General features: G+C 69.8%; 12 protein-coding genes and 1 pseudogene. 8 read left to right on the forward strand and 5 right to left on the reverse strand.

Annotated elements, in window-relative coordinates:
• Positions 1 to 4 precede the first annotated feature (4 nt).
• Genes OG595_RS20560 through OG595_RS20570 form a run of 3 tightly spaced genes read right to left on the reverse strand, consistent with a single transcriptional unit; the run spans position 5 to position 2,839 of the window.
• On the reverse strand, positions 5 to 916 hold the full coding sequence (locus tag OG595_RS20560; protein ID WP_235476881.1) for an ABC transporter ATP-binding protein: 912 nt from the start codon (positions 914 to 916) through the stop codon (positions 5 to 7).
• Positions 913 to 1,836: an ABC transporter permease subunit gene (locus OG595_RS20565; RefSeq protein ID WP_329273934.1), complete on the reverse strand. Its 924-nt coding sequence runs from the start codon at positions 1,834 to 1,836 to the stop codon at positions 913 to 915. The genes OG595_RS20560 and OG595_RS20565 overlap by 4 nt, the downstream gene beginning before the upstream one ends.
• Positions 1,826 to 2,839 (reverse strand): ABC transporter ATP-binding protein, encoded by a 1,014-nt coding sequence (locus tag OG595_RS20570; protein ID WP_329283068.1) that lies wholly within the window; start codon positions 2,837 to 2,839, stop codon positions 1,826 to 1,828. The genes OG595_RS20565 and OG595_RS20570 overlap by 11 nt, the downstream gene beginning before the upstream one ends.
• Positions 2,840 to 3,092: 253 nt before the next feature.
• On the opposite strand from OG595_RS20570, the gene OG595_RS20575 reads away from it, so the two are divergent.
• The 4 genes and pseudogenes from OG595_RS20575 to OG595_RS20590 form a co-directional block, all read left to right on the forward strand.
• Positions 3,093 to 3,995 carry a M24 family metallopeptidase gene (locus OG595_RS20575; protein ID WP_443073090.1) on the forward strand — a complete coding sequence of 301 codons (903 nt, stop codon included), beginning with the start codon at positions 3,093 to 3,095 and terminating at the stop codon, positions 3,993 to 3,995.
• A 28-nt stretch (positions 3,996 to 4,023) separates the two neighbouring features.
• Positions 4,024 to 5,778, forward strand: a complete 1,755-nt coding sequence (locus OG595_RS20580) for an SDR family oxidoreductase (protein ID WP_329273935.1) — start codon at positions 4,024 to 4,026, stop codon at positions 5,776 to 5,778.
• 188 nt (positions 5,779 to 5,966) lie between these two features.
• Positions 5,967 to 6,515 (forward strand): RNA 2'-phosphotransferase, encoded by a 549-nt coding sequence (locus OG595_RS20585; RefSeq protein WP_443073353.1) that lies wholly within the window; start codon positions 5,967 to 5,969, stop codon positions 6,513 to 6,515.
• A gap of 67 nt (positions 6,516 to 6,582) precedes the next feature.
• Positions 6,583 to 6,828, forward strand: a pseudogene (locus tag OG595_RS20590) (LLM class flavin-dependent oxidoreductase); the annotation flags it as partial.
• Between the two features lie 50 nt (positions 6,829 to 6,878).
• Here OG595_RS20590 and OG595_RS20595 read toward each other — a convergent pair.
• The gene (locus OG595_RS20595; protein ID WP_329273939.1) at positions 6,879 to 7,280 is read right to left on the reverse strand and encodes a DNA-binding protein; all 402 of its coding nucleotides are present in this window, start codon (positions 7,278 to 7,280) and stop codon (positions 6,879 to 6,881) included.
• Positions 7,277 to 7,525, reverse strand: coding sequence for a hypothetical protein (locus tag OG595_RS20600; protein WP_329273941.1), 249 nt, complete (start codon positions 7,523 to 7,525; stop codon positions 7,277 to 7,279). Before OG595_RS20600 ends, OG595_RS20595 begins: the two co-directional genes overlap by 4 nt.
• Positions 7,526 to 7,863: 338 nt before the next feature.
• On the opposite strand from OG595_RS20600, the gene OG595_RS20605 reads away from it, so the two are divergent.
• The 4 genes from OG595_RS20605 to OG595_RS20620 all read left to right on the forward strand — a co-directional run bounded on the left by OG595_RS20605 (position 7,864) and on the right by OG595_RS20620 (position 15,533).
• Positions 7,864 to 10,713, forward strand: coding sequence for a DEAD/DEAH box helicase (locus OG595_RS20605; protein ID WP_329273942.1), 2,850 nt, complete (start codon positions 7,864 to 7,866; stop codon positions 10,711 to 10,713).
• Positions 10,710 to 11,945, forward strand: coding sequence for an SWIM zinc finger family protein (locus OG595_RS20610; RefSeq protein ID WP_329273943.1), 1,236 nt, complete (start codon positions 10,710 to 10,712; stop codon positions 11,943 to 11,945). The genes OG595_RS20605 and OG595_RS20610 overlap by 4 nt, the downstream gene beginning before the upstream one ends.
• 668 nt (positions 11,946 to 12,613) lie before the next feature.
• On the forward strand, positions 12,614 to 14,398 hold the full coding sequence (locus OG595_RS20615; RefSeq protein WP_329273944.1) for a GmrSD restriction endonuclease domain-containing protein: 1,785 nt from the start codon (positions 12,614 to 12,616) through the stop codon (positions 14,396 to 14,398).
• A 10-nt stretch (positions 14,399 to 14,408) separates the two neighbouring features.
• Positions 14,409 to 15,533, forward strand: a complete 1,125-nt coding sequence (locus OG595_RS20620; RefSeq protein WP_329273945.1) for a CBS domain-containing protein — start codon at positions 14,409 to 14,411, stop codon at positions 15,531 to 15,533.
• Positions 15,534 to 15,773: the final 240 nt, after the last annotated feature.

Here is a 15,773-nt window from a genome sequence, read left to right on the forward strand (position 1 = left end):
CCTCCTACGCGGCGACGAGATACGAGAACACGGATTCGAGGGACTCGTCGGACGGCGAGACCGTGAGCAGCCGGATGCCGTGATCCCTGGCAACGCGGGGCAGCAGGGCGGTGAAGCGGCCGAAGTCGACGGCCTGGATGCGCAACGCGCCCTCCGCGAGGTCCACCTCGATGCCCGAGGTCGACGGGTCGGCGATCAGCGCGGCGGCGAGGGCGCGGTCGTCGCTGGAGCGGACGAGGTAGCGGTGCGGGCGGTCGGTCATCAGGCGGCGGATCCGGCGGAAGTCACCGCTGGCCGCGTGCCGTCCGGCGACGACGACCTCGATGTGGGCCGCCAACTGCTCGACCTCTTCGAGGATGTGCGAGGAGAACAGGACCGTGCGGCCCTCGGCGCCCATGCGGCGCAGCAGGTCCATGAGCTGCATGCGCTGACGCGGGTCCATGCCGTTGAACGGCTCGTCCAGCAGGAGGAGCGACGGGTCGTGGACGAGCGCGCTCGCCATCTTCACGCGCTGGCGCATGCCCTTGGAGTACGTCGAGATCTTGCGGTCCTGCGCGTACTCCATCTCGACCGTGGCGAGCGCCCGCTGTGCCGCCTTGGCGCCGAGGCCGTGCAACTCGGCGTTGGCGACCACGAATTCCCTGCCGGTGAGGAAGTCGTACATCGCCTCGCGCTCGGGGACGATGCCGATGTGCTTGTAGATCTGCTCGTTGCGCCACACGGGCTGTCCGTCGAGGGTGACGGTGCCGGTGGAGGGTGCCAGGAAGCCGCCCATCATGTTGATGAGGGTGGACTTTCCGGCGCCGTTGGGGCCGAGGAGGCCGGTGACGCCGGGGCCGATCGTCATGGTGATGTCGTTGACCGCCACCACGTTGCCGAACCAGCGCGAGACGTGGTCGATGTTGAGCGTGGTCACAGTCCGACCTTTCGGTAGCGGCGCAGCAGAAGGCCGTAGCAGCCGGCGATGAGGCCCAGGACAGCGAGCAGGAAGACCACGCCTTCGGCGGTGCCGGGGCCCACCCCTCCGGGGTAGGAGGACGTGGCACCCAGGAAGGCCGTCTGCACCCCGTCGATGAGCGTGATGGGCGAGAAGAGGCCGATCCAGGGGGCGACGCCGGAGCCGCCCTGTCCGTCTCCCATGGTCTGCGCGTCGGCGATGGCCTGGAGCGTGGACACCGCTCCGTAGGAGATGGTCAGTACGGCGATGACCGCCGCGATACCGAAGCCTCGGCGCGGGGTGACCGACGAGATGACGAGGCCGATGCCGGCGAACAGCAGCGAGAGCAGTGCCACGGAGACGAGCCCCTGGAGGAATCCCTTGGTCTGGTCGGTGAAGTCGAGCTTGGCCAGCAGGGCGCCCGCGTAGAGCACGACCAGCGGCATCGCGGTGATGAGGAACAGGGCCGAGGCCAGCGCCGCGAACTTCGCCCGGACGTAGTCCGCGGTCTCGATCGGGCGCGAGAAGTACAGGGGTACGGTCTTGAAGCGCAGGTCGCGGGAGACGGCCTGGGGTGCCTGCGAGGCGACGTACAGGCCGATGACCGCCTGCATGATGATCGCGTAGTTCGTGTACTCGACGGGCAGTTCCTTGGCCTTGGTGGCCACCGTGACCGCCACCATGATGGCCGCCGGGACGCACATCACCGCGAAGAGCAGCATCGGCAGCACCTTGGACTTGGCCGAGCGGCCGAGGCCGTAGGAGCCGCGCAGGGACTGCGAGTACAGCGACCGGCGGGCGTACGCCCGGCCCAGACGCGGGCCGTCGTACGAGCGGTAGCCGATGTTGTGGATGCGGGACTGGGCGCCCGCCGGTGCCGGGGTCTGCTCAACCGCCATGGCCGACCGCCTCCTTTCCCGCGCCGTGCTGTGCGGTGCTCTGTGGTGTGGAGCGCTGTGCGGCGCTCTGCTGTTCGTCGCTGTCGGTGAAGACCTCGGAGATGTGGTGCCTGCGCTGTTCCATCCGCACCAGACCGAGGCCGAGGTCGGCGACCGTGTCCCGCACGAGGTCGTAGGTGTCCTCGCCCTCGGCGGTGAGCAGCAGGATGTGTCCCGCGCCGGGCAGTCCGCTGCCGTCGTGGGTGTCCACCCCGCGCGCGTGGAGCGCGTCGCGCACCGCGGCGGTGCCGTCCGGGTGTTCGTCGGTGTCGGTCACCTCGATGGCGAGGATGGCCGTGGACTGGGTGAAGTCCGTGGTGGAGCTGGACCGCAGGAGCTTCCCGCCGTCGACGACCACCACGTGGTCGCAGGTCCGCTCCAGCTCGCCGAGCAGGTGCGAGGTGACCAGCACCGAGATGCCGAAGTCGGTGTGGATACGGCGGATCAGACCGAGCATCTCGTCGCGGCCGACCGGGTCGAGGCCGTTGGTCGGCTCGTCCAGGAAGACCAGCTGCGGGTCGTGGACCAGCGCCTGGGCGAGCTTGACGCGCTGCTTCATGCCGGTCGAGTAGCCGCCGATGGGGCGGTAGCGCTCCTCGTACAGTCCGACATGGCGCAGGGTGTCCGCGGTGCGCTCGCGGGCGGCGGCAGGCGGGAGCCCGGACATGCGCGCCATGTGCACGACGAACTCGGTGGCCGAGACGTCGGGTGGCAGGCAGTCGTGCTCCGGCATGTAGCCGACGCGTTCACGGATGGCGCCGCCCTCCGTGGCGACGTCGAGTCCGAGCACGGTGGCCCGGCCCTCCGTGGCGGGAGACAGACCCAGCAGGATCTTGATCAGGGTGGATTTGCCGGCGCCATTGGCGCCGACGAGTCCGGTCACACCGGGTCCGATGTCCATGGAGAGCCGGTCGAGCGCGGTCACCCGGGGGAACCGCTTGCTCAGGCTTTCGGTCGCGATCACAGTCACGTCCACGACGGTAGTGGCGCACACCACATCGGTCGTCAACCCGAAGAGCTGTCTCGGCATCCACCTCCAGTCGTACGGGCCCGTAGGGGTCCCCCTCAGGTCGAACAACCGGCGGCGGGTTCTCCGCATCGGCGCCGTTGTCCACAGACAGCGTCCGCCTGTTGACGCGAGCTCTAACAAGTGTCAGATTCGCGGGGGTCAAGTTACGGACACGTAGCGCGGTCGATGGGGACGGTGGGCGGCGGCAATGGCGACGACGGAGGCGGACGAACTCGCCGGGAAACCGGCGGGGAAGCGGGCGGGCAAACCGGTCGGAGAACCGGTCCGAGAACTGTCTGGGGAACTGGCCGGGTTCAGACGGGTGCAACGGCTGGCGTACGAGTGCGCGGAGGCCGTCGCGGCTCGGCTGGAGCCGGGGATCACCGAGCGCGAGGCGGCCCGGATGCAGCGGGAGTGGCTGCGCGAGCGGGGCGTGCGGGACTGGTTCCATCTGCCGTTCGCCTGGTTCGGGGACCGCACGGCGTTCGTGAACTTCCGCGTCCCCCTCCAGTTCTTCCCGACCGGCCGCCGGCTGGAACCGGGGATGCCGTTCATCCTGGACCTGGCCCCGGTGCACCGGGGTTTCGCTGCGGACATCGGCTACTCGGGCTCGCTCGGCGCCAACCCGGTGCAGGACCGGCTGATGGCCGATCTGGAGGCGCACCGCGAGCTGATCCTGCGCGAGGTGCGCGAGCGGCGCCCGCTGCGCCGGATCTACGAGGACGTGGACCGCCTCATGGTCCGCCAGGGTTATGCCAACCGGCATCGCGCGTATCCCTTCGGGGTGATCGCGCACAAGATCGACCGGGTGCGCGAACGGCCTTGGGCGCCGAGGCTGTTCGGGTTCGGAACGCAGTCCCTGAAGGGGCTCGCCGGCGACGCGCTGCGCGGCCACCGCGAGGGCTGGTCGCCCCTGTGGTCGCCGTACCGCTTCTCCGACCACCCGCCGCAGCCGGGTCTGTGGGCGGTCGAACCGCACCTCGGATTCCGGGGCACGGGTGCGAAGTTCGAGGAGATCCTGGTCGTCACGGACTCCGCGGACCCGCAGGAGAGCGCGTTCTGGCTGGACGACGATCTGCCGCACGTGCGGCGCTGGGCGGAGGCGAAGTGATGATCGTGACCCTTGAGACGGAGGACGAGTGACTCTCGACGGGGCGCGTGAGCGCCGGGTACGGACGGGCGGGATCGAGCTGTGCGTCGCCGAGCTGGGGAACCCCACGGACCCCACGGTGATCCTCGTGCACGGCTATCCGGACACCAAGGAGGTGTGGTCGGAGGTCGCCGCGCGGCTCGCGGACCGCTTCCATGTCGTGCTGTACGACGTGCGGGGCCACGGCCGTTCGGGAACACCGCGTCCGCTGCGGGGCGGCTTCACCCTGGAGAAGCTGACGGACGACTTCCTGGCGGTCGCGGACGCGGTCAGCCCGGACCGGCCGGTGCACCTGGTGGGGCACGACTGGGGCTCGGTGCAGTCCTGGGAGTTCGTCACCGTCGCGCGCACCGAGGGCCGGATCGCGTCCTTCACGTCGATGTCCGGGCCGTCCCTGGACCACCTCGGCCACTGGACGAAGGGGCGCCTGAGGCGGCCCACCCCGCGCGCGATCGCCCAACTCCTTGGCCAGGGCCGCAGATCCTGGTACGTGTACGCGCTGCACACGCCCGTGCTGCCCGAACTCGCCTGGCGCGGTCCGCTCGGCAAACGCTGGCCGAAGATGCTGGCCCGGGTCGAGAAGGTCGCCTCGGACGGCTACCCGGCGGCCACCCTGGCCTCGGACGCTGCCAACGGCGCCTGGCTGTACCGGGACAACGTCCGGGCCCGGCTGCGCAGGCCGCGCCCGGACTCGCACGCGCACGCGCCCGTGCAGCTCATCACGCCCTTGGGGGATGCGTTCCTCTCCGAGCGGCTGTACGACGGGCTGGAGCGGTGGGCCCCCCGGCTGGTGCGCCGCACGCTCGACGCCAGGCACTGGGTCCCGCTCACCCGGCCCGATCAGGTGGCCGCCTGGATCGGGGAGTTCGTGACCGCCAACGAGGGCGGGCGGCTCCCGGCGACGCCAACGGGCGTGTACGCACAGCGTTTCGGCGGCCGACTGGTCCTGGTCACCGGGGCGGGCAGCGGCATCGGACGGGCGACGGCGTTCGCGTTCGCCGAGGCGGGCGCCCGCGTGGTGGCCGTCGACCGGGACGCCGAAAGCTCCTCCCGCACAGCCGAGTTGGCCCGGCTTGTCGGTGCCCCCGAAGCCTGGGCGGAGCCGGTCGACGTCGCGGACGAGCAGGCGATGGAGAAGCTCGCCGAGAAGGTCGCCACCGAGTACGGCGTCGTGGACGTGCTGGTGAACAACGCGGGGATCGGGCTCTCCGGGTCCTTCTTCGACACGACCCCGGATGACTGGAAGAAGGTCCTGGACGTCAACTTGTGGGGTGTGATCCATGGTTGCCGGCTCTTCGGGAAGCAGATGGCCGAGCGCGGGCAGGGCGGCCACATCGTGAACATCGCGTCCGCCGCCGCCTACCAGCCCTCCAAAGCGCTTCCGGCGTACAGCACTTCGAAGGCCGCGGTGCTGATGCTCAGCGAATGTCTGCGCGCCGAGCTGGCGGGTCAGGGTATCGGCGTCTCGGCGATCTGCCCCGGTTTCGTCAACACGAACATCACAACGACCGCGCGCTTCACGGGAGTCGACGCCGAGGAGCAGGCCCGTCGGCAGAAGCGGACGGCTCGGCTGTACGGGTTGCGCAACTACCCGCCGGAGAAGGTGGCTTCGGCGATCCTGCGCGCGGTGGTGCGCAACGAGGCGGTCGCACCGGTGACGCCGGAGGCCCGGGGCGCGCGCCTCATGTCCCGCTTCATGCCGGGGGCGTTGAGGGCGCTGGCGCGGATGGATCCACCACTGTGACCAGTAACATCAAATGGTATTGAATCAACCCAAGTTGACCAAAAGCCTTAAAACATAGGCTGGTTGTCCACAGGTTTTCCAATTCCCCTGTGGATAACCGCACTTGGTTGTGGATCAAACCTCCGGGTCAAAATGAAGTGCGTGATCACCGTCTCGCCCGACACTCTTGCGGGATGAGCGAGAAAGAGATGGATGAAAGACGCACCGTGAAGGTGTCGAAGTACCTGTCGAAGCATCTGCGGCACCAGCCGGACCGGATCGGGCTCACGCTCGACGAGGCCGGCTGGGTCGACATCGACACGCTGATCGCCGCTGCCACGGCCCACGGCTTCCGGTTCACCCGGGACGAGCTGGACCATGTGGTCGCCGCCAACGACAAGAAGCGTTTCGCGATCGACGGAACCCGCATCCGCGCCAGCCAGGGCCACAGCGTCGAGGTCGACCTCGGGCTGCCCCCGGCGACCCCGCCGCCGTACCTCTACCACGGCACGGTGGACCGCTTCCTGGACGCCATCCGCGCCGAGGGCCTGCGGCCCATGAACCGGCACGCCGTGCATCTCTCGGCCGACCGTGAGACCGCGACCCGGGTCGGCGCCCGCCGGGGCCGGCCCGTCGTGCTCTCGGTGGACTCGGCCGCCATGCACCGCGACGGCCACCTCTTCCACGTGAGCGCGAACGGCGTGTGGCTCACGGAATCGGTACCGCCACGCTTCCTGCGGTTCTCCGGCCCGCGCTGACACCACCCGGCGCCAGCCGATCGTCACTGTTTCACGTGAAACATGAACGGCACCTAGGCTCTGGGGCATGAACCTGCGCCTGAGCACCGTGATCCTGCCGTACCGCCGTTGGCACGAGGGCGGCCGTTCGACCTGGCAGCGCGCGGAGCAGCTCGGGTTCCACACCGCGTTCACCTACGACCACCTGTCCTGGCGCACCTTCCGGGACGGCCCGTGGTTCGGCGCCGTGCCCACGCTCACGGCCGCCGCCGCAGTGACCGACCGGCTGCGGCTGGGCACCCTGGTGACCTCGGTCAAGGCTTTTTCGCCTATCGCGTCCTGACCTGCGAAGATTCCCCTTGGTCGGGGAGGGCGGTTGCCCGCTCAGATGCCGATGAGCCGGACGCGGTCACCGCACAACCGGGCCATGTCGTCGATGTCCGAGGTCAGCATGGCCACCGGGCCCGGCTGACGCAGTGCCACCTCCGCCACGGTCGCGTCGATCGCGTACTTGTGGCCGTGCAGGCCCGCGGCCTTGAGCAGTTCTGCGGATGCTTTCGCCGCATCCTCGGTCACCGGCTCGACCTTGACGCGGGACAGCACCCACCGCAGCCGGGGCATGTTCACCCGCGTATGGCTGACTTCCACGATGGTGTTGGCTCCGATGACGAGGTCGGCGCCCATGGCATGGAACACCTGGAACATCACGAGAATCTTGCGGTCTTGTGCGATCCAGGCGGAGAGCCCCTGGGAGTCCAGGACGACGGTCTCGACGTGCTCGTTCACGCAGCGCTCGCCGACCCGTCCGCGCCCGTCGCCCCGAAGATCCTGGAACGCGCCTCCGCCAGCTCCTCCTCGGCGAACTCCCCGTGCTCCTCCTGGTGACGCAGCAGGTCGGCGCCGAGCAACTGGTGCCGCAGCTGCCGCGCCACCGCCTCGGCCACATAACCGGAGACGTTGTCGGTGAGCTTCCTCAGTTCGGCGACCTGCTCGGTCGGCAGCGTCACCGTGATCCGTGTCGTGTCAGCCATGGCCCGAGCATACTGCGATATGCGCCCCTGGTCGTCCCACTCGGCCCACGTCGGCAAGCGGCGCAGGGTACCCACTGCGGGCAAGACCGAGGCCGTGCTCGCCGAAAGAGGACCACCACCGTGGTCCGGGTTTGAACGCGGTTGTGCCCGGCCGCCATGATGGGCTTGCCCGACGTCGGCAAGCGGCCGATCAGCGCGTGGCGCCAGGTCGGACAGGGCCCGAGCGTGTCGGGTGGTGTGCGGGGCGCGGTGAGGGCCGCCTGGAATCGATGGGGCGAAATAGCGTGGCACGGGTCGTCGTACGAGAACCACACACGGGCAAGAGAGTCGCGCCGTCGATGGCCTCGCCGGAGGCAACCGCCTTCGCAAGGGCCCTGCTCGACGGCGGCTGGGCGGCGGTGTTCCTGCCCGGCGAGCCCGCCCGCCTCGGACGGCTGCTGCTGTGGCAGCCCGTGGGGGCTGCCGCCGACGGCGGCGTGGCGCCCGCGGGCGTCGAGACCGATTCGGTGGAGCTGGTGCTGCCGCACGGCCGGTCGGTCCGGCGGCGGAGGGTGGAAGGCCACGCACTGCCCGTCGCCCTCGCCGTCTCCGCGCTGGCCGGGGCGCAGCCGCCGCATCCGTCCGCCGCAGCCTGGCAGGCCGCCGCTCGCTTCGCGCTGCGGCTGCTCGCCGACGGCCGTCTCCATCCGGCCCTCACCCCCGCCGGCTACGACACCTGGCAGGCCGGCCCCTTCACCGCCGCCCAGCGCCGGACGTTGGACGCCCTCGCCGCCGCCTTCCCGCCGCACGCCCACTGCCTGCCCGAGCCCGGACCGGCCCCGCTGCGGATCGCCGAACCGGCCGCGCTGATAGGACAGTTCTGCGACGCCGTCGCCGACGACCTGGTCCGTACTCCGGCCGCGCCACTCGCCATGGGAGCGGTGCCGTACGCCTGGCGCGAGACGCGTGCCGTACCCGCCCTGCGCGAGTGGGCCGAGGAGACCACCGCCGCGCTCACCGCCGAGGTCGGTGTCTCGCTGCGCGTCGACCTGCCCGAGGGGCGCCGTCGGCAGTTCCGGGCAGTCCTGCAGTTGCATACTGCGGCGGATCCGGCGCTTGTCGTCGACGCCGCAGGGCTGTGGAACGAGCCGGCCGAGGTGGAGAGGTTGCTCGGCCCGCGCGCCGAGACCGAGACGCTGCTCGCGCTGCGCCGCGGCGCCCGCGCATGGCTCCCACTCCAGCGGCTGCTGAAGGATGCCGTCCCCGACGAGCTCCGGCTGACTGACGACGAAGCCTTCGACCTGCTGGGGGACGCGACCGACGCGCTGCGCGCGGCCGGAGTCGACGTGCACTGGCCGCGCGAGCTGGTCAAGGCGCTCACCGCGACCGCGGAGATCGGGCAGCGCACCGCCCCCGGCTCCAGCGCGGGCGGCCTCCTCGACGCCGACGCACTTCTCGACTTCCGCTGGCAGCTCTCGCTCGGCGGCGAGCCGCTCACCGACGCCGAGATGGACGCCCTCGCCGAGTCGCGCCGCCCCCTCGTCCGGCTGCGGGACCAGTGGGTGGTCGCCGACCCGAAGCTGGTGGCCCGCGCCGGGCGCCGCCGGATGGAACCGCTCACCCCCATGGAGGCGCTGAGCGCCGCGCTGACCGGCGAGGTGGAACAGGACGGCGACCCGATTCCCTGTGAGGCGGTCGGCCAGTTCGGCGACCTTGTCGCCCGTATCCGCGATCCTGAATCCCGTATCCCCGCCCCGCAGCCCGCCGCGCTCAAAGCCACCTTGCGCGACTACCAGAAGCGGGGCCTCGCCTGGCTGGCCGAGATGTGTGAACTCGGCCTCGGCGGCTGCCTCGCCGACGACATGGGCCTGGGCAAGACCATCACCCTGCTCGCCCTGCATCTGCACCGCCAGACCGACCCCGCCACCGCGGGCCCCACGCTCGTCGTCTGCCCCGCCTCCCTGCTCGGCAACTGGCAGCGCGAGGCGGCCCGGTTCGCACCGTCCACCCCCGTACGCCGGTACCACGGCGGCGACCGCCACCTGGACGACCTGGCCGGCGACGAAATCGTCCTGGTCACCTACGGGGTGCTGCGTCGCGACCGCGAAGTCCTCGCCGAGACCGCCTGGTCGCTGGTCGCCGCCGACGAGGCCCAGCACGTCAAGAACCCCTACGCGGTCACCGCCCGCGAACTGCGCGCCCTGCCCGCCCGCGCCCGCGTCGCCCTCACCGGCACCCCCGTGGAGAACAACCTCTCCGAACTGTGGGCGCTCCTCGACTGGACCACCCCCGGACTCCTCGGCCCGCTGACCGCCTTCCGCGACCGGTACGCCCGCCCCATCGAGGCCGGCGAGGACCCCGAGGCCGCCGAGCGCCTGTCCCGTCTCGTCCGTCCCTTCCTGCTGCGCCGCAGAAAGTCCGACCCGGGGATCGCACCCGAGCTGCCGCCCAAGACCGAGACCGACCGCGTCGTCTCGCTGACGGCCGAACAGACCAGCCTGTACGAGGCGGTGGTCCGCGAGACCATGGCGAGGATCGCGGAGTCCGAGGGCATCGCCCGCCGCGGCCTGGTGCTCAAGCTGCTCACCGCGCTGAAGCAGATCTGCAACCACCCGGCCCAGTATTTGAGAGAACACCGCTTGAAGGAGCACGGCCTGCGCCGGTCCACCCCGTTGCGAGGCCGCTCAGGCAAGCTCGAACTGCTCGACGAACTGCTCGACACCATCACCGCCGAGGGTGAGTCGGTGCTGGTCTTCACCCAGTACAAGCAGATGGCGTCCCTTCTGGAGAAACATCTCGCCGAACGCGGCATGCCCACCCTCTTCCTGCACGGCGGCACCCCCGTCGCGCGGCGCGAGGAGATGGTGGAACGCTTCCAGCGCGGTGAAGTACCGGTGTTCCTGCTGTCGTTGAAGGCGGCGGGCACCGGCCTCAACCTCACCCGCGCCACCCACGTCGTGCACTACGACCGCTGGTGGAACCCGGCCGTCGAGGACCAGGCCACCGACCGCGCGTACCGCATCGGCCAGGACAGGCCCGTCCAGGTGCACAAGCTCATCGCCGAGGGCACCGTGGAGGACAAGGTGGCGAAGCTTCTCGAATCCAAGCGCGCCCTCGCCGACGCCGTCGTCGGCTCCGGCGAGGCCGCCCTCACCGAACTGTCCGACGCCGACCTCGCCGAACTCGTCTCCCTGGGGAGGCAGTCATGAACCCCTCGCTCCCCGGCCAGCGCCGTGCATCCGCCCGTGGCAGGCGCGCGTTCGCCGCCACCTGGTGGGGCCAGGCATGGGTGACGGCCCTGGAGGACTCCACTCTGGACTCCGGACGACTGTCCCGCGGACGCACCTACGCCCGCCAGGGCAAGGTCGGTACGACCACCGTCGCCCCGGGCCAGGTCAAAGCCGCGGTCCAGGGAAGCCGCCCGCGCCCGTACCGCGCCTCGGTCCACCTGCCCGTCCTCACCGACACCCAGTGGGACACCCTCCTCGACACCGTCGCGGCCCGAGCCGGGCATCTCGCCGCGCTCCTCGACGGCGAGATGCCCGCCGAACTCGTCGACGACGCCCGCCAGGCAGGCGTCCCCCTCCTCCCACTGCCCACCGAACTCGACCCTGACTGCTCCTGCCCCGACTGGGGACACCCCTGCAAGCACGCCGCCGCACTCTGCTACGCCATCGCCACCACCATCGACGCCGACCCGTTCGTCCTCTTCGCGCTGCGCGGCCGCAGCCGCGAGGAAGTCCTCACCCAACTGCGCGCACGCCGTAGAGCCACACAGGAGACCGCGAGTCCCCCGGCCCCGGCCGGCATCCCTGCCGCAGCCGCGTACACCCGCTGGGCCGAACACCAACCCCGGTTTCCCGAACCCCCCGAGCCGTCCGCCCACACCGTCTCGCTGCCCGTCACTGCGCCGTCCAGCAGTGGGACGGCCACCACGGACCTGGAGCGGCTCATGACAGACGCCGCCGCCCGCGCCGCACGACTCCTCGCGGGCGACACCACCGACCTGCACCTGACCCAGCACCAGGACGCGGTGCGGATCGCCGCGAGCAGTCACTGGCCCGAGTGGTTCCACCGCCTGATCGTGAACACAGGCACCAAACCGGACGCGTTCGCCCGCCTCACCCGTGCCTGGCGGCACAGCGGCCCCACCGGCCTCACCGTCGCCGAACACCCCCACACCCCCGACCCGGTGACGATGAAGGCCGCCCGCACCGCCCTGACCGGCGCCCTCACCGAGATGACCACCACCCCCGTCCCCCTCAGGACCTGGCGCAACCGCCTCACCCTCACCGACCACCGCATCCAACTGCGGCTGGGCCCCGACGCCCGCTGGTACCCCTACTCCCAGGACGACGAGGGCGCATGGTGGCCCGACTCACCGGCCGACACCGACCCTGTCGCGGCCCTCACCTCTGTCTGGCAGCGGACGGAAACGTAACGTCGGCGATGGTGCCCGTGGCATCGCCCCCCGCAGATACGGTGGGGAGCCACCGAGGACCGGCAGACCTGCGGGCCAGTTCTTCGAGCTGGCGAACGGGGCCCCGTTTCACCGAACAGCCGCAGACTGGACCTGGGCCGCTAAGCCCAAGTGCACATCAGCGAAGGCTTTTCGCCCATCGCGGCGTGACCTCGCCGGATTCGCTTTCTCCGGCTCAAACGCCGATGAGCCGGACGCGGTCACCGCACGGCCGGGCCGTGCCACCGACATCGGACACCGATGTGGCCACCGTGCCCGGCCACCGCAGTGTCGTCTCGGTGACCGCCGCGTCGATCGCCGTACGTTCACGACGCCCCGGATGACACCTGGGCGGAAGTCGACGACCTGCGCGCCGAGGCGCCTGGGTCGGCGAGAACGGGTCGGATCCCGGTGCACCAGCGCCCGCGTCTCGGCGAGGGATCTGACAACGGATTGTCCGGGCGGGAATCCGGAGACGTCGGCGATCGCGGCAAACGGCTTCTGCGGCAACCGCACTTCGGGCATGATCCGATGGGACATGCCCGTCGGCAGTACACCCGCGCGCCGGAGTTCGCGGAGCGGTACAGGGCGGCACCGGTACGACTCAGGGGGTACACGTGGTGGCGCTGGACGGCCCAAGCCTGGGCAGAATGCTGGACGACGTCGCGGTCGGAAAGATCCAGTTGCCGGACTTCCAGCGTCAGTGGAAGTGGGACGACGACCGGATCCGCGCTCTGCTGGCCACGGTGACACTCGACTACCCGCTGGGCGTGGCCATGACGCTGGACACGGGCGGCGAGGCGCAGTTCAAGGCACGGCCACTGTACGGAACCGTGGTAAAGCCGGGCATCGTTCCCGAGCAGCTTCTGCTGGACGGGCAACAGAGGCTGACCTCCCTTTTCCAGGCGCTGCGGTCGGACCGGCCGGTGGAGACGAGCGACGCGCGGAACAAGCCCGTCCAACGCTGGTACTACATCGACATCTCGCTGGCGGTGAATGAGGAGTCCGACCGCGACGAGGCGATCCGGTCCATTCCCGCGGATCGCCTCCTACGAGGCTCCTTCGGACGGACGTTCCTGGATCTGTCCAGCAGAGAAGCCGAATGTACGGCCGGCTTCTTCCCGCTGAACCTGATATTCGACGCGGACGCCACCGGCAGGTGGCAGCGCGCCTACGTCAGCGCGTCCGATGACCGCTGGGACACCTGGTCCGCGTTCCAGGCGAAGGTCATCGACACGGTCAAGGGCTTCAAGGTGCCGCTGATCCGCTTGCCCAAGGAAACGCAGAAGGACGCTGTCTGCTCGGTTTTCGAGCGAGTCAACACCGGTGGTGTGGTCCTCAACGTGTTCGAACTGCTCACCGCGACCTACGCCGGAGACGACCGGTACAGCCGTGAACACGGCCGGGACTTCAGTCTCAGTGAGGACTGGAGGACGACCAAGCAGATGCTCAGCACCGCGTATCCGGTTCTCGGTTCCATCGACGCAGACAGTCGGCATGAGACCGGACTGACCAGTCTGGACTTTCTCCAGACGATCGCTCTCGTGCAGACCTGGCAGCGCAAACAGCGGTTCCTGGTGGACAACCCGGGAACGGCCAGTCCACCTGCGGTCAGCTGTAAGCGCCGTGATCTGCTGCACCTGCCTCTGGCCGACTACAGCGCACTCGCCCCCGAAGTCACCAGTGCCTTCGCCTGGGTCGGCAAGTTCCTCGCCGCGCAGCACGTCTTCAAGGAGAGGGACCTGCCGTACGGCTCGCAGTTGGTCCCACTGGCGGCCATCGCCGCACTCCTCGGCCGGAAAACGTGCGAGGAGCCGGCGATCAGGGAGGGACTGGCCCGCTGGTACTGGTGCGGCGTGCTCGGCGAGCTGTACGGAGGGGTTACGGACACCCGCTTCGTCCGTGACGTGGAACAGGTCATCGCCTGGCTGACCGATGGCGGCCCCGAGCCGGACACCATCGCCGAGGCTTCCTTCCAGGAGCAGCGCCTGCACCGGCTGACCTCACGCAACAGCGCCGCCTACAAAGGCATCTACGCACTGCTGATGAAGGAAGGCGCGGTGGACTGGCGCTTCCCGGACGAGGCCATCAGCGAGCAGAACCTGACGGGCTGGTCCGTCGACATCCGGCAGGTTTTCCCCAAGGCGTGGTTCGACCGCAATGAGGCTGACAGCGCGCGGATGACCAGCATCGTCAACAAGACCGCCCTGTCGTTCCAGGCGTACCAGACCATCGGCGGCAACCCACCTTCCATTTACCTCGTCGCATTGGAGAAGGCGGCTGGAATCAGCGGCGACTGGCTTGACGACATGGTCGGAACCCACCACATCAGCCCGAAAACCCTCCACGACGACGACTTCGACGCGTTCTACCGGGACCGGGCCGCGCGCTTGCTGAGTCTCGTGGAACGGGCCATGGGCAAAACGACGGTCTGAGAGGAAGTCGATGTCAGCTTCGGGTGAACTCGACGTGGCGGGCCTGGCCGGTGCCACGCTGAGCCGACGTCAGCTGCTCGCGCACTGGAACATCCAGTTCCGCAACCATGCGGCGGTGTCACGCGTCTCGCTCGACCTGAGCAACGCCGGGCTGACCACAGTGCCGGATCTCGCCGTCGGCCCCATCGACGGCGAGATCCGTGTGGTGCGTCTGGCCGACAGCGATGCCGGTTCCGTACAGGGGCACCCGCCCGGTGGCGCCGCCCCGGACACCCATCAGGCTGTTGACGTCGAGGACCTGAGCCACATCGGCCGGGACCCTCTTCAACCAGTGGACACGGGCGACACACCGGATTCCGACGGGTCCCCGGACGAGGAGCCCGGGGAGGATCCCGTCGGCCTGCTGCCACAGACCGCGCTGCGGATCAGCGTGTTCGCCTCAGCCGTCGGTGGAGCCGTCTCCGTCATGCCCGACGACACGCTGCCCAAGGCCATGAGCATCATGGCCGAACGCGGCTTCTCCCAGTTGCCCGTCCTCGACGGCCTGGGCACCCTGCAAGGAGTCGTCACCTGGGCTTCCATCGCCCATATGCACGCCACCGGCCGGGAGGCCACCGTCCGGAACGCCCTCACCAGCGAGTACCACGCAGTCGAGTCGACCGCCTACCTCCTGCCGGTAGTTCCCATGATCCAGGCATATGGCTTCGTCCTGGTGCGCAGTGCCGCAGGATCAGTGACCGGCATCGTCACCACAGCGGACCTCGCCGACCAGTTCGTGGCCATCGCACGCCCGTTCTTCGTACTCGGTGAGATCGAGCGGCGCCTCCGCCGCTGCCTCGGCCGGGTGTACGGCGAGGACGACGTGCGACAAGTACACAGGGACCGACGTCGCAGACAGGTCGATCAGTTGATGTTCGGCGAGTACGTCCGGCTGCTCGACGACGAGGAACGCTGGAAGAAGCTCAACTGGCCCGGGGTGGACCGTGGCCACTTCGTCGGCCTGCTCCGCCGTGTGAAAGACGTCCGCAACGGCGTCATGCACTTCAACAGCGGGTATCCGGACGACGAGGCCACAGCCCTACTCGACCGGTTCGTGGGCATCCTCCGCGGCTACGACCCGGACTCGACCGCCTGATGACGCCGCAGCGCTCGGCCGTACGGAGTCCTGGCACCGAACATCCAGGGGGAACCGAGCGCGCCGGGACCACGGCATCGAGTTGCGCCGGGGCCCCGGCGCCCGCTGGTACCCCTGCTCCCGGGACGACGACGGGGAACAGTGGCCCATGACACCGGCCGGCACCGACCCGGTCGCCGCGCTCACCTCGGTCTGGCGGCCGACCAGGAGGTGACGGGGACAGCGGGTTCCGCGCCTGGC

Origin of the sequence: Streptomyces sp. NBC_01451, from assembly GCF_036227485.1 — a bacterium.
Classification (GTDB): Bacteria; Actinomycetota; Actinomycetes; order Streptomycetales; family Streptomycetaceae; genus Streptomyces.